Origin of the sequence: Glutamicibacter sp. FBE19, assembly GCF_015524875.1 — a bacterium.
Classification (GTDB): Bacteria; Actinomycetota; Actinomycetes; order Actinomycetales; family Micrococcaceae; genus Glutamicibacter; species Glutamicibacter halophytocola.
Genome location: NZ_JACKQN010000001.1, coordinates 109,267 through 123,655, shown reverse-complemented (window position 1 = coordinate 123,655; position 14,389 = coordinate 109,267). Strand labels below are relative to the sequence as shown.

Here is a 14,389-nt window from a genome sequence, read left to right as displayed (position 1 = left end):
GCACTATCCGATTCAGCCGGCCACTTCTAGGCTGGAAACACCACCGAAAGGAAGCACCGTGACCCTGCAAGACACCACCCACAGCACCGGCCTATCCAAGGACGCCACCTGGTGGCGCCAAGCTGCCGTGTACCAGATCTACCCTCGCAGCTTCGCCGATTCCAATGCCGATGGCCTCGGCGACCTGGCGGGCATCAGCTCGCGGGTCGGCTACCTGAAGGATCTGGGCATCGATGCAGTCTGGCTGTCCCCTTTCTACCCTTCCGCGCTGGCAGACGGCGGATACGACGTGGATGACTACCGCAATGTGGACCCGCGGCTGGGCACCTTGGAAGACTTCGACCAGATGACGGATCGGCTTCATGAAGCGGGCATCAAGGTCATCGTGGATATCGTTCCCAACCACTCGTCGAATCTCCACGAATGGTTCCAGGCCGCTCTGGCCGCTCCCAAGGGCTCGGCCGAGCGCGACCGCTATATCTTCCGCGACGGATCGGGAGCCAATGGCGAATTGCCTCCGGCCGATTGGGAATCCCTCTTCGGGGGACCTGCCTGGGAACCAGTCGGCGATGGCCAGTGGTACCTGCACCTCTTTGCCAAGGAACAGCCGGATTTCAACTGGTCCAACAACGAGGTGCGCGAAGACTTCCTCAAGACCCTGCGCTTCTGGTCCGACCGTGGCGTCGACGGCTTCCGCGTTGATGTGGCCCACGCCCTGACCAAAGACATCCCGCTGGCCAATTTGCCGACCAAGGCCGAACTCGACGCCCACCCCTGGGATGGCACCCACCCCATCTGGGACCGCGATGAAGTCCATGATGTCTATGTGCAATGGCGCCAGGTCTTTGACGAGTACGACCCTCCCCGCATTGCGGTGGCCGAGGCCTGGACCGAATCCGATCGCCGTCCTGCCTACGCGCGTTCCACCGGACTAGGCCAAGCCTTCAATTTTGACCTGCTGCAGGCAGACTTCGACGCGGCGGCCTTCAAGAAGATCATTTCCTTCAATCTCGAGCAGGCGGGCATCGCCGGCTCCTCGACCACCTGGGTCTACTCCAATCATGACGTCGTGCGCCATGCCACCCGCTATGGCCTGCCGCTGGCCGGGGATCCGGACTACGCCAAGAAATGGCTGCTTCATGGTGCCGATCAATCGGTACTGGACGTCGAACTGGGCCTTCGTCGCGCGCGTGCCGCAACGCTGCTGGAACTGGCTTTGCCAGGTTGCGCCTACTTGTACCAGGGCGAAGAGCTGGGCCTGCCTGAGGTCAGCGAGATCTCCGACGAGCAGCGCCAGGACCCCGCCTTCTTCAAGAACAAGGGCGTTGAAGTGGGACGCGACGGATGCCGCGTGCCGATCCCATGGGAAACCGGCGGAGTTTCTTTCGGCTTCGGCGACGCCGCGCCGCACCTGCCACAGCCGCAGGCTTTCGGCCCGCTGAGTGTCGCGGCCCAGGACGGAAAGGAAGGAAGCACGCTGGAGCTCTACCGCGAGGCACTGCGCCTGCGCCGGGAACTGCAAAGCGAAGAGTCCCTCGAATGGCTCGACTCGAATGAGGGAGTGCTCGCTTTCAGCCGCCCGAGCGGCTGGATCAGCATCACCAACTTCAGCGCCGAGCCGCAAGCGCTTCCCGAGGGCGCATTGCTGCTTTCCAGCGCGCCGCTGGATGCCGATGGCCTTTTGCCTTCGGCGACGACCGCATGGCTGCGCCGCGGCTAGGCAATAGCTGGTGAAAACACTTTGGCACCGCAGATGCATATCTGCGGTGCCAAAGTACTCAGCTCAAGAGCCCCTAGACGAGGACGACGTCCTTGGATGGAACGTGCAGCTTCTTGTTGCCGTAATGCACGGCGAAGAACCAGGCAGCGCCGGTGACCACGTGGATCACGCTCAAGGTCAGGCCGGTAGCCACATCGGCTGCATTCATGATCGGGGAAATCACCGAAAGAAGGGCAACAACCAGCCCGATCCACTGCGCGACCTTGACGAAGCCCTTGCTGGCTCGTCCGATCAGGAAGACCACAAAGCCCAGCACCACCAATGGAAGCCAGGTGAGCTGCAGGATGTGGTCAAAGCCGACAATCTTCTCAGGGTTGGAGCCAACCTTCATCGAGGCGCCCGAAGCGATGCCGATGAAAAAGATGATGACGTTGAGGTAGCCGGCGCCCAGTGCGGCGATGACGACCTGAATGAAGTTGAACGGGCTATTTGGTTGTCCCTGAGCAGTCATAGTGTTCCTCAAAATTGTTGAAAGTCCTCATCAATTCTAATTTCGAACACCTGTGACGCGCCCCTCATTCGCGCGTGAGATCGACGACACTTAGCCTCGCTATCTATTAAAGATCGACTGGACAATCAGGCGCTCAGAGAGAACTCCCAGTTCCGCTAGGCGAAATCGGAGTACACTGGATTTGGAGTCCACTTCCACTTTTGCACCTCCTTGGAGGTTTCCTCCTTCCGGCATTAAGCTCTTGTGCTGCCCTTGGAATCCCAGGACGGCGTTCAGATTAACGCAGCAGTGTTGAACCGGAAAGCATACTTCTGGGCGGCTGGCACCGTTGTCGTTTTCTCCCTCACAGTTCGGGTCGCAAATCCTTGTCCGCGCATCTCCGACGCCTCCGCACCGCTGGCAGCGTGGCACCTTCCATCCGTATCGGTTCTTCCTGGCTACCAGCGCAGTCACCTGCGCCGGCACCTTGGGGGCAGCTTACCGTCGCCGTGACATGGCATCCACAGTAATTCACTAAGCCTGCGACCCTCGCAGCAATAATGGCCACGACGCAACGGAGGACCAGTCATGGACAAGCCGATCAGTTGCCCAAGGTGTTATCGAAACACCTTGGTCGAAACCGAAACCCGTCGATACATCGATGATCAAAGCCAGCTGAAGAGATGGGACAACGAAGGCGGCCACGACGCTGGCCTGAGGCAAGATATCCAAATGACCATGCGCGAGGTGGTCTGGACTTGCACGTCCTGCGGTTGGAACAAGATAGCCTACAGCTCCCAAGAACCAATTCTTGGGCCCGAACGACGCATTGAAAAATTCACCCAAGCCAAACAGCGACTGATTTCCACGCCCACACAACGTGGGCAGGACACCGGCCAGCACTCGTGAACCATGAAAGGCATCAATCATGAACTCCTCGGCAAACACCCCCAACTCGGAACGAGAAACGCTGAAACTTGGGACCGTACTGCTGGACGGCCTTCCAGGCAGCTTGCTTACCGATCAGGCACCAGAAAAATACCTGGTTGCTGTGGTCTTTAACCGACGTGCTGAGCCAGAGGAAGCCGATTTCCTCACCGGTACCGCGGTCAAAGAACGGCTGCGCTCCGCAGGGTATCCCGATGTTGAACTGAATGTGGTCAACCGGAGACTTGAAATTTCCAATACATCGCTCGAAGAACTCCGCGATGGCCTATCCGTGGCCATCGCCCGTGAACTAGCTGGCGTTGAACAGAAATTTGAACGTGAACGCGTCGCTCGAAACGCGCAATTCCGAAAAGAAGTCGATGCAGAGAGCAAACGTTCTGAAGCAGTTCAACTGCTGGCCCAATCCATTACTTTTGATCCTGCCAGAATCGAAGCGCTGCACTAAGCACCGTGGGCCCAGCATCGGCAAAGGATGCTGGGCCTGCACGCTCAGTGGCGGCTACTTCGACGCTCCGATGGCCCACACGCGCGGCAGCTCGGTGCCGTTGACCGCCAGGTCCCCGATCAGCCGGGCCTTGAACACCCACGGGTTGTGGTTGCCCGCGGTGCGCGCATTGCGCCAGTGCCGGTCCAGGTTCTTCGACACGCTGGTGGCCGACGCCGCCAATGCATCAAAGGCGTGGGTGATGGCGTTGAGCACCAGCGGAGTGAGCACCACCTGCGCCTGCGCGCTGGCCAGTTCGGCAGCATCATTGGCCGCTTCATCTTCTTCCACCGTGATCTGCCCAGCCTGCGAGGCCAGCGCGGTTTCATAGGCGCGCTGGAGGGCCTGCGATACGCGCTCAACGGTTCCGGCCGCGGCAAAAGCCGCCGCCGACACCTCGCCGATCACCTGCAGCAGCTGCGGATCCTCGGCCGCCACATTGGCGGCCGCATGACTGAAGGTGCGCTTGCGGGCTTTCAATTCCGCCGCGAAACCGCGCTCCGCGGCCTTGGCCGAACCAGCCAGCACCGCCAGCAGCACCTGCTGGTAGAAGGCGGTCTGGTACTTGAAACGGGTGTCGAAGTCGATCAGGTCTTCTTCGGCCACCAGCGCATCGGTGAATGTCGAGGTCCCGGTGCCGGTGGTGCGCTGCCCGAAGCCATCCCAGTCATCGGCCAGCTCCACGCCGGGCTGGTGGCGGCTGACCGCGGCGATGACCCGCTTGCCGGTATCGGTGCGCTGCGCATAGGTGTCCAGCCAGTCAGCGAAGATCGAGCCGGTGGAATAGTACTTGGTGCCGTTGATCCGGAACCCGCCGTCGCCATCGGGAGTGACCTTGGTGATCACCTCGCCCACCTTCACCGCCCCGACCTCGGTCCACGAGTTGCCGACCAGCTCTCCGTCCGCGAAGCGCGCCAGCCACTTGTCCCGGCCGGGCCCCGGGGCGGCAATCAGCCGGTCTTCGACGAAGGCGAAGTGGGCGCGCAGCGCCTGGGCGATATTGGAATCGGCGGCGGCCAGGTCGACAAGGAGCTCAAAGAGCTCCGGCAGCGTGGCTCCAGCGCCGCCGTGGGATTCCGGGACGCGCACCGCGCCAAAACCGGCGGCGGCCAGGTCGGCGACCTGCTGGTAGGGCAGTTCCCCACTGCGGTCCCGTTCGGCGGCGCCGGCCGCGATCTGCTCGAAAAGCGGGGCAAAACGGGCCTTGAGCCGGCCCAGGCGGTTTCCGGTGGCAAGTACAGTCATCTCAGGTTCCTCTGTGTAGAAGTTCTTAGGTGTAGAGCGATAGCGGCTGGGATTCTCCGCGCAGGAAGTACGCGCCGACCTCGATCTTCTTGTAGTCCACCGGGTCGTGCAGCGAGTGGGTGCGCACATTGCGCCAGAACAAATCCAGCCCGACCGAATTCGCCGTGGACGATGATCCGGTGACCTCGAAGATCCGGTTGGCCACCTCGACGCCGACCTCGGTGGAGACCACCTTCGCTTCGGCGATGTCCACGGCCAGCGCCGCGCGTTCGGAGACAGTGACCTGCGCGCCCTTGGAGAGCAGGACATCAAATTTGCGCCCGAGCTTTTCGGCGAGCGCCGCCACCGCGGCGGTGCGGGCCTTGAGCTCGCCCACGGTGCGCTGGAAGATCGGATCCTGCGAGTAGGTCTGCGCCTGCGAAAACAGCCAGGCGTTTTTGCGTCCCAGCAGGATCTGCTTGCCGCGAGCCAGCGCGCCTTCGGCAATGCCCAGGTAGAAGTTGGCAAAAGCCAGCTGGATGCCCGGGGTGAGCAGGGTCGATATTGGTTCTTCGGTCACCTCGCCGAGCAGGTCCTGGGCTTCGATGCGCACGTTGTGGTACTTCAGCGAGTTCGAGGCGCTGAGCCGCTGGCCCAGGTAGTCCCAGTCATCCACGATTTCCAGGCCTTCGCGGTCGCGCGGGATGACAAAGGCCAGCACCTGGCCGGCTCGTTCGCCCTCGGTGACCTCGGCGTTGATGACAATGACTTCGCCTACCCCGGAGCCGGTGGAGAAGCGCTTGGCGCCATTGAGCCGGAACCCATCGCCCTCCGGCACGAGGCTCAGGGTTGGATCCACCGGGTTGACCGAGTCGCCCCAGAGCCATCCGCCCTCGACGGTGCGCCGCCACCACTGGCCTTGAGTTTCCGGGGCGCCATAGAAGGCGATGCCCGACTGGTTCACATAGTGGTAGGCCAGCAGCTGCGAAATGGAGCCGTCGGCGGCAGCCAGGATGCGGACCACCTCAAAGGCGGTTTCCCAGTGCGCCCCTGCTCCCCCGAACTCGGCGGGAACCAGCAGGTTCAGCAAGCCTGCTTCGCGCAGCAACTGCACTTCGGCAAAGGGCTGGGCATTCTTCCGGTCCCGCTCCAGCGCGTCAGCGGCCAGCTGGCCGGCGGCCTGCTGGGCGATCTCGCGCCAGCGGGCCAGCTCTGCCTCGTCGGCAGTGCCGGTGTAGGGCACGCGCGGCACCTGGGTGCTCAGTACACTCATCTTCGTTCTCCTTGTGGGTTATGGATTCGGAAGGACGCAGAAAAGCTCTGCGGATCCATCGAACTTGGCTAGTACTTCGGGCAGGTCTCTGGGCCGCCGGGGTGGCGTGTGCTACCAGTGAAACATCGCCGGGCGACGCTTGGCAGGCAGGGTGTCATCTGCCTCAATATCGTCATGAATCGACATCTTCAGCGCCCTGTGCACTGGCGGTAGCACCGTCATATTTCCCGATATGTCATTTGGCGCCCAGGACCGCGTCCGGTGTTTGGCTCGCCTTGGAGTCCTGTGCAGAGGCCTTGCCCGCGTAGGCGCCGCGATAGGCAGCGGCGGGGTGGTGGCCGGCCACGCGGGTGCTGCCCGGACCCGCCAGATATTCGCGCAGCGTGCTGCCCTCGTAGCCGGCCCACGTCCGTCCGCGCTTGCGCAGCTCGGGTACCACCAGGTCGGTGAACTGCTCGAAGGAGCCGGGGGTGATGGCGTAGGCCAGGTTGATCCCGTCCAATCCGGACTCGTCCACCCAGCGCTCGATTTCGTCGGCCACGGTTTGGGCCGAGCCCACCAGCACCGGCCCGATGCCGCCTACGCCCAGGTAGTCGGCAATGGCATTGGGGGTCCACTTCTGCTGCGGATTGGCGGTGGTGAAAATCGAGACCGCCGAACGGGCCGCATTGGTTTCCAGGTACTGCAGCTCCTCATCCGGCGCGTACTGGCTCAGGTCCAGCCCGGACCAGCCGCCGTAGAACGCCATGGCGCCCTCGCGCGAGGCATAGGACTGGTATTCGCGGTAGAGCTTCTCGGCTTGGGCATCCGAGTCGGCCACCACAGTAGTCATCAGCGCATAGATCTTGGCCGCATCCCGGGGCCTGCCGACCAGTTCGAACTCGTCGCGGATCGCTTCGGTCTGGCGGCGGGTGACCGCGGTATTGATCGAGTTCAGGAAGATGCCTTCGGCATGCTGGGCGCCAAAGCGCCGGCCGCGGGAGGAAGCACCGGCCTGGAAAATCGCCGGGGTGCGCTGGATGGATGGCTCGGAGAGGTGGATGCCGGGCACGTTGAAGTATTCGCCGTGGTGGTTGATCGGGTGCACCTTGGATGGATCGGTGTACACGCCGCGTTCGCGGTCCTTGATGACCGCGCCTTCCTCCCAGGATCCTTCCCAGAGCTTGTAGACCACGTCCATGAACTCATCGGCGATGTCATAGCGCGCGTCATGATCCAGCTGGCGGGTCATCCCCAGATTGCGGGCCGCCGATTCCAGGTAGCTGGTCACCACATTCCAGCCGATGCGCCCGCGGGTGAGGTGGTCCAGCGAGGAGAACTTCCGGGCCAGCGCATAGGGCTGCTCGTAGGTCAGCGCGCTGGTCACCGCAAAGCCGAGGTTCTTGGTGGCCGCGGCCATGGCGGAAACCTGCATGAAGGGATCGTTGAGCGGAACCTGGTCGGCATCCAGCAGGGCGGGACCGCTGGAGTTCTGGTACACGTCGTAGATGCCCAGCACGTCGGCCAGGAACAGCGCGTCGAAACCGCCGCGCTCCAGGGTCTTGGCCAGATCCACCCAGTATTCGAGGGTGTTGTATCCGTCGGCCCGGTTCTGCGGGTGGCGCCACAGCCCGGGGCTTTGGTGGCTGACGCAGGTCATGTCAAAGGCGTTGAGGTGGATGCGCTTGCTCATTGTCTGGTGCTTCCCTTCACTGTGGTGGATTGTGCCTGGCGCTGGGCCGTGCGCAGCAGCGCGAAGATGCCGGTGGCTGGTTGGCCCTTGGACCGTCCGAGCACCACTGCGGCGAGCAGGATCGCCAGCAGAACCAGTCCGCGGGCCAGGTCCTGCCAGAAGAAGGACAGCCCGATCAGGTTCAGCCCGTTATCCAGCAGCCCGAAGATCACCACGCCGATCAGCGTTCCGCCGACCGATACCCGCCCATAGCGGCTGATGGTTGCCCCGATGAAAACCGCACCGATGGCATCCATCAAATAGGCCTGCCCGCTGCCCGGAACATAGCCGTTGGAACGCGCGGCCAGCACCACCCCGGCGAATCCGGCGATCACCGCGCACAACAGATAGGCGCTAATGATCAGCGCATTGATCCTCAGGCCCGAGATCTTCGCCGCGCTGGGCTGTTCGCCGGCCATGGTCAGCTTGCGCCCGTAGCGGGTGATTCCCAGCAGCAAGGCCACCGCCACGGCAATGGATGCCGCGTTGATCACCGCGGCATCGACATCCAGGAAGTAGCCCCGCCCGATCACCGCAAACCCGTCCGGCACCAGCGGCGCCGAGAGGTAGATCGGCGCGCCGCCGCTGGTGAGCAGCTGCTGCACGCTGGTGCCGACAAACCACACGCTCAGCGTGGCCAGGAAGGCAGGGATCCGCAGGACCACGATCAGCAGCGCGTTGACCAGCCCGACCGCCAGGGCGAAGAGCAGCCCTCCGGCCACGGCCACCCAGGCACGATAGCCGTCGTGGATCAGCCAGGCACTGGCCAGGGCGCCCAAGTCCAGGGCCACGCCGATGGACAGGTCAATGCCGCCGGCCCGCACCACCAGGGTCAGCCCGATGGCGACCAGCGCCAGCAGTGCCACCTGCCCAAGGATTCCCACGAGGTTTCCCGCGCTGAAGAACACCGGGCTGAGCACCGAGAACACGATCAGGATCAAAGCCAAAGTTCCAGGTGCCATCAGCCGCGATGCCTGGAAGGCGCCGCGCTTCTTGGCGCTTGAGGCGGTTGGAGATCCAGGAGCTGGCGCCGGTGGCGCGGCCAGTGTTTGTGCGGGATTCATCGGTTCTTCCTTCCGCGCAGGGTCACGCTGGCCAGAACCAGCAGGATCAGCAGGCCCTTGGCCGCGCCTACCCACTGGCTTGCGACACCCAGCAGGGTCAGTCCGTTGTCCAGGGCGGCGACAAACACCGCGGCCAGCACGGTGCCAACGACGCTGACCAGCCGCCGTCGGGAGAAGATCATCGACATGTAGGCCACCAGAATGATGTCCAGCAGGATCTGCGTTCCAATGCCCGGGACGGCGGCCGAAAGCCTGGCGACCAGCAGCGTGCCGGCCAGGCCAGCCAGCGCCGAGCTGAGCACGTAGCTGGCCAGCCGGTAGCGGCGCGGGTCCAATCCGGCCACCTGGGCGGCCGTCGGATTCTGGCCCGCGGCGTAGGAGTTCACGCCCCAGCTGGTCTTGCCATAAACCCACCAGCCTAGTGCCCCGATGATGATCATGAGCCAAGCGGCCAGCGGGATCCCGAGGAAGACGCTGGCCCGGGCAGCCTCGAAAAAGCTGCCGGACACGGCGATCTTCAGGTTCTGGCTGAAGACCAGCTCCAGCGAAGCGGCCACGCCCATGGTGGCCAGGGTGGCCAGCAGCGGGCGCAATCCCAAGGTGACCGACAGGCCGTTGACGATGCCGATCGCGGTGGCCACCAGCACCCCGTAGAGCACCGACACCGGGCCGGGGGCTCCGGCGGCCGCGGCCAGCGCGGTCACGGTGCCGGAGAGTCCTGCCACCGCACCGGTGGACAGGTCGATGCCGCCGTTGAGCACGTCGTCGCCGCCAGCGATAATCACGATCGCGAGCCCCACCCCGGCGATGCCGAAGACCGAGGCCTGGGTGAGAATTGTCGCGATATTCGAGGCCGCCAGGAAAAACGGGGAGCCGAAAGCGAAAAGCAGCAGCACCGCTCCAATGCCGGCGTAGCCGATCCAGGCGGCCAGCCCGGGCTTCCTTCCTTGCGCGCTGCGCGCCGGCGCCTCGTTGGCGGGAGCAATGGCGGCGCTCATGCGTTCACCTCTTCTCGTGGTGTTCCGGTTCCTTGGCCGCTGGAGGCCAACTGCAAGATTCGTTCTGTGGTCACTTCGGCGGAGGGCAGCTCGGCGATGATCCGGCCGCGGTAAAGCACCAGCACCCGGTCGGCCAGGCCAACCACTTCTTCCAGGTCCACGCTGACCATCAGCGCGGCGGCTCCGTCCTGCACCAGCTGGGAAATCTGCGCGTAGATCTGCGCGCGGCTTCCCACATCCACGCCCGAGGTGGGCTGGTCCAAGACCAGCACATCGGACCCCTTGGCCAGCCAGCGGGCCAAGACGGTCTTCTGCTGGTTGCCGCCGGAGAGGCCCGAAGCCACGGCTTCGGGATCAGCCGGGCGGATATCCAGGCGCTGCACCAGCTCCTCCGCGGCATCCCGCTCCTTGCGCGCATTGAGCAGCCCAAGCCGGCGGCCGAGCTTCCGCAGGCTGGCGGCGGCAACATTCTCGCGCACGGTGTTGCGCAGGAAGATGCCATCGCGGTGCCGGTTCGATGGGACGTAGGCGCCGGCCCGGGCGACAAAGTCCGCGGCCGAAACCACCGGGCGGCCGTGCAGCAAGGCGGTGCCCGCATGCGGATGATTGCCGGTGACCGCGTCGGCGAGCACCTCGATGCCTGATCCCACCAATCCGGTGACGGCCACGATTTCCCCGGGAGCCACCGTGAGATCGATGCCCTCCAGCTTGCCAGCCACCGACAGGCCCGAGAGCTGGAGGGCCGGCTCGCCCTGGCGGGCGGGGGCCTCGCGCTGCTGGTGCGAGAATTCGTTGACCTGGCTGCCCAGCATCAAGCCGATGACATCTGAAATGCTGTCGCCGTGCGCAAAGCTGGCATCCCCGGCATTCCTGCCGTTGCGCAGCACCGTGATCCGGTCGGTGACCTGCTGCAGTTCCTGGAGATAGTGGGAGATGAAAATAATCCCCACCCCGCGATCACGCAGGTGCCCGATGGTGCCGAAGAGCTGCTCGACCTCGTCATTGGCCAAGGGCGCGGTCGGCTCATCAAGAATCAGCACCTTGGGTTCGGCCAGCACGGCGCGGGCAATCTGGATCAGCTGCTGCTGGGCAACGCTCAGCTCGTCGACAAAGGCCGCGGTGTCCAGCTCCTGGCCGGTGGTCCGCAGGATATCCGCCCGGGCCGCCTCTTGCACGGTGCGCTCGTGGCGCCATAAACCGCGGTTTCTGGATGTGCCAAGATACAGCTGTTCGGCGACGGTCAGGCGCCCGGCCAGGTGGCGGTCCTGGTGGATCACCTCAATGCCCAGCGCTTCGGCATCGGCCGGGCGCCGTATCTGCACCGCCTGTCCAGCAAGCTCGATCTGCCCCGAATCCAGGGTGTACAACCCGGTGAGGATCTTGATCAGGGTTGATTTTCCGGCACCGTTTTCACCTACCAGGCCGAGCACTTCCCCGGCCCGCAGCTGCAGGTGGACATCGTCCAGCACGGTGACGGCGCCAAAGGATTTGCCGATCCCGGCCATGCTCAGCAGCAGGCTAGATTCCGTTGTCATTGCGCACCTGATTCACGTTGTCCTTGTCCACAAAAATCGGCTCGGCGTAGCTGGTGCTTGGTACCTGGTCGGCTTGCCCGTTGAGGAACAGCGCAATATTCGTGGCCGAGGTGGCAGCAATCTGCTTGGTGGGCTGGGCGACGGTGAACTGGTAGGAGCTCTGCGGATTCGCGATCAAGTCCAGTGCCCCGGGTTCCGCGTCGACTCCATAGAGCTTGATGTCATTATCGGTGGGATCGATAGCCTGCGCGGCGCCGATCAGCGGCATATCCCAGCAGGACCAGATCGCATCCACTTCGCCTTCGGGCAGCCTGCGCAGCTGATCCTGGATCTGGTTCTTGGCATCTTCGATGGTGCCTTCGTACTTGTCCTGCAGTTCCGGGGTGATCTTCTCGATATTCGGGTAGTCTTCGAGCACCAGGTTCAGGCTGTTGTAGCGGATCCGGCAGGGCGTCACGCCCGGGAAGCCGTTGAAGACCAGGATCTTGCCCTTGCCGTGCAGGTCCTCGGCCATGGTGCGAGCCAGGGTGGTGCCGACGTTCCAGTTATCACTGGTGACGTTGTTCTTCGAGTACTCGCTCTGGAAGTCGATGGTGAACAGCGGAATTCCTGCAGCATCCACCTTGGCCAGGGCCGGGGTGAGCGTCTGGGCATCGCCCAGGATCACCACGATGGCATCGGGCGACTGGGTAATGAGATTTTCCACGTCCGAAACGTGCTTCTCGTCCTTGGCTTCGGCCTGGGTGGCAATGACCTCTCCGCCGAGCTCCTTGATGCGTTCTTGGATTTGCTGATACACCACGCGCGAGTAGTCGTGCAGGATGTCCTTGGCCGCGATGCCCACTTTTTTGCCCTCGATCGAAGGAACATCGTCGAGCTTCTGTTCGGTTTGCGGGTTGCTGCTTGGCGCCACGGCCGGCGCGGCTTCGGGGCGTGGTTCCTTCAGCGAGCAACCGGAGAGCAGCGTGGTTGCTGCGAGTGCGGCAGCCACAAATTTCAGGGTGTTCGGGCGAGTGCGAGTCATGCCGTCCCTCTCTTGGACATATCGAACCGAGGGATCCCGAACAGAAGTTCACGCTTCTTGCCCCGGGAGCTCCATCGAACCTGGCGTTAGCACTATCTGCAGGAGGCAGGCTTGCTGCGGCGTCGTGGAGCCAGGTCTCTCAGCCGCTCTGGATGGGGTGTTATCCGAGTCAAGCATTGATCCCGGGAGCTTGCCATCAACGCGTCACTGGAGGGAACACTGCGTCAGATCTCTTCACAAATCCCGGGCTGGCAAGGCTGGGAGGCGGCGGGCAGGCGCTAAATCAGCGTCATATTTCCGCATATTACGGCGTCTAATTCACATTGTTCTTGGCGTGAGCACCCCTGACCCGCACCAGCCCATCATGGCTTTGGCGTAGCAGGCTGGCCGTTTCTGAGCTCCCTTAAAAACAGTGCACCGCGCCATCAAGGAAGGGTTCGATGATGGCGCGGTGCCCGGGGTGTATTCAGCAGTGCGCTAGAGCAGGACCGCCCCCAGGATCCAGACCGTTGCAAAGGCCGCGGTGCCCTGGATTGCCGTAGCCACGCTGAGGGTCTTGTATGCAGTGATCACCGGAATCCGGCTGAGCTGCGAGACCACCCAGAAGTACGAGTCATTCGCGTGCGAGACAACCATCGCACCGGCACCCACCGCCAGGACGCTGAGCACCATTCCCAATTCGGAATCCAGCCCCAGCGAACCGAGCATCGGCGCGACCAGCGCGGAGGTGGTCACCATCGATACCGTGGACGATCCCTGCGCCGACTTCAGGGCGGCGGCAATCAGGAACGGCACCGCCAGGCCCAGGCCGAGTCCGCTCAGCGAGTCGGAGAGAATCGTGGTCAGCTCCGAGGCGGCCAGCACCGCGCCCAATGCGGCGCCAGCCCCGGTAATCAGCAAGATCGGGGCAGCGGTGCGCACCGATTCGTGCATCTGCTCATTAAAATCGCCCAGCTTGTTCTCGCCGCGCAACAGCAAAGTGGCCGAGAGCAGGCCGAAAATCAGGGCGATCACCGGCGTGCCGAGGAACGAGAGGACTTCAACCAGCGTTCCCCCGCCCAGCGGCTGGGATGGCAGCTTGGCGATAGATGAGGCACAGATCAAAACCAGCGGCACCAGGATCGGCAGGAAGGCCAAGGCCGGATGCGGCAGCTTGCCGAAGCTTGCGCGCAGCTGCTCGTAGTCCAGGTCTGCCAGATCATTCTCGTCTTCCGACGGCAAGGCGGTCCATTGGGACTTGTTGAAGCGGCTGGCATAAAACAGGCCGGCCAACGCGGAGATGGCTGCCACCGGAAGGCCAACGGCAATGATCAGCCCGAGGTTATCGGCAATGCCGATGCTCTCGGCCGCCGCCAGCGGGCCGGGGGTTGGCGGAACCATGGTGTGCGTGGCGTACAGGCCGGTCATCAGCGCCACCGAAGTAGCCAGCCCCGATACGCCGGTGCGAAGGGTGATGGCTTTGCGCAGCGAGTTCAGCACCACGTAGCCCGAATCGCAGAAGACCGGAATCGAGACAATGTAGCCAATGATTGTCAGGGTCAGATTGGGGAACCTGGTTCCCAGGACCTTGATCAGCGCGTCGGCCATGGAGATTGCGGCGCCCGATCGTTCCAGGATGATGCCGATCATCGTGCCGAAGAGGATGACCAGGCCGATATTGCCCATGGTGGTGCCGAAGGCGGTGGTGACGGTGCCCGCCACTTCGGCCAGGGGAATCCTGTAGGCGAAGGCGGCAAGGATAGCTGCGCCAATCAACGCGAGGAAGGGGCTGATTTTCCAGCGTGCGGTCACCAGCACAATGGCGACCACGAGGATCAAGAGAACAATGAGTTCGTACACGGCAGGTTGGCTCCTTTGCCACTATGTGTGGATCGCTGTCCAGCAAAGCGGCTCAAGCTCTGGGGGTTGGATCAGCCAG

At 63.4% G+C, this 14,389-nt stretch carries 12 protein-coding genes and 1 riboswitch; of the genes, 2 read left to right on the top strand and 10 right to left on the bottom strand.

All coding sequences use genetic code 11. From position 1 onward, the window contains the following. Window positions 1-58: 58 nt before the first annotated feature. Complete coding sequence (locus H6F58_RS00545; RefSeq protein WP_195180833.1) at window positions 59-1,720, top strand: glycoside hydrolase family 13 protein; 1,662 nt, start codon at window positions 59-61, stop codon at window positions 1,718-1,720. 73 nt (window positions 1,721-1,793) lie between these two features. Here H6F58_RS00545 and H6F58_RS00540 read toward each other — a convergent pair whose 3' ends face one another. Beyond that, window positions 1,794-2,231, bottom strand: coding sequence for a DUF6069 family protein (locus H6F58_RS00540; protein WP_195180832.1), 438 nt, complete (start codon window positions 2,229-2,231; stop codon window positions 1,794-1,796). A gap of 513 nt (window positions 2,232-2,744) precedes the next feature. Then, window positions 2,745-3,140 (bottom strand): hypothetical protein, encoded by a 396-nt coding sequence (locus H6F58_RS00535; protein WP_195180831.1) that lies wholly within the window; start codon window positions 3,138-3,140, stop codon window positions 2,745-2,747. On the opposite strand from H6F58_RS00535, the gene H6F58_RS00530 reads away from it, so the two are divergent. After that, window positions 3,139-3,603 (top strand): hypothetical protein, encoded by a 465-nt coding sequence (locus H6F58_RS00530; RefSeq protein WP_195180830.1) that lies wholly within the window; start codon window positions 3,139-3,141, stop codon window positions 3,601-3,603. The genes H6F58_RS00535 and H6F58_RS00530 overlap by 2 nt on opposite strands. Before the next feature lie 54 nt (window positions 3,604-3,657). Here H6F58_RS00530 and H6F58_RS00525 read toward each other — a convergent pair whose 3' ends face one another. From H6F58_RS00525 to H6F58_RS00490, 8 genes are all read right to left on the bottom strand, one after another. Continuing rightward, complete coding sequence (locus H6F58_RS00525; protein ID WP_195180829.1) at window positions 3,658-4,887, bottom strand: acyl-CoA dehydrogenase family protein; 1,230 nt, start codon at window positions 4,885-4,887, stop codon at window positions 3,658-3,660. Between the two features lie 25 nt (window positions 4,888-4,912). Then, a complete protein-coding gene (locus tag H6F58_RS00520; RefSeq protein WP_206693372.1) occupies window positions 4,913-6,139 on the bottom strand; it encodes an acyl-CoA dehydrogenase family protein in 1,227 nt (408 codons plus the stop codon). A 235-nt stretch (window positions 6,140-6,374) separates the two neighbouring features. Next, window positions 6,375-7,811 carry an LLM class flavin-dependent oxidoreductase gene (locus tag H6F58_RS00515; protein ID WP_195180828.1) on the bottom strand — a complete coding sequence of 479 codons (1,437 nt, stop codon included), beginning with the start codon at window positions 7,809-7,811 and terminating at the stop codon, window positions 6,375-6,377. Beyond that, window positions 7,808-8,914, bottom strand: a complete 1,107-nt coding sequence (locus H6F58_RS00510) for an ABC transporter permease (RefSeq protein ID WP_195180827.1) — start codon at window positions 8,912-8,914, stop codon at window positions 7,808-7,810. The genes H6F58_RS00515 and H6F58_RS00510 overlap by 4 nt, the downstream gene beginning before the upstream one ends. Continuing rightward, window positions 8,911-9,912 carry an ABC transporter permease gene (locus H6F58_RS00505; RefSeq protein ID WP_060703064.1) on the bottom strand — a complete coding sequence of 334 codons (1,002 nt, stop codon included), beginning with the start codon at window positions 9,910-9,912 and terminating at the stop codon, window positions 8,911-8,913. Before H6F58_RS00505 ends, H6F58_RS00510 begins: the two co-directional genes overlap by 4 nt. Next, window positions 9,909-11,447 carry a sugar ABC transporter ATP-binding protein gene (locus H6F58_RS00500; protein WP_195180826.1) on the bottom strand — a complete coding sequence of 513 codons (1,539 nt, stop codon included), beginning with the start codon at window positions 11,445-11,447 and terminating at the stop codon, window positions 9,909-9,911. Before H6F58_RS00500 ends, H6F58_RS00505 begins: the two co-directional genes overlap by 4 nt. Continuing rightward, the gene (locus tag H6F58_RS00495; protein ID WP_195180825.1) at window positions 11,431-12,471 is read right to left on the bottom strand and encodes a substrate-binding domain-containing protein; all 1,041 of its coding nucleotides are present in this window, start codon (window positions 12,469-12,471) and stop codon (window positions 11,431-11,433) included. The genes H6F58_RS00500 and H6F58_RS00495 overlap by 17 nt, the downstream gene beginning before the upstream one ends. A 68-nt stretch (window positions 12,472-12,539) precedes the next feature. Then, window positions 12,540-12,630, bottom strand: a riboswitch (SAM riboswitch). Window positions 12,631-12,948: 318 nt separating this feature from the next. Beyond that, window positions 12,949-14,310, bottom strand: coding sequence for a GntP family permease (locus H6F58_RS00490; RefSeq protein WP_060703068.1), 1,362 nt, complete (start codon window positions 14,308-14,310; stop codon window positions 12,949-12,951). Between the last annotated feature and the right edge of the window lie 79 nt (window positions 14,311-14,389).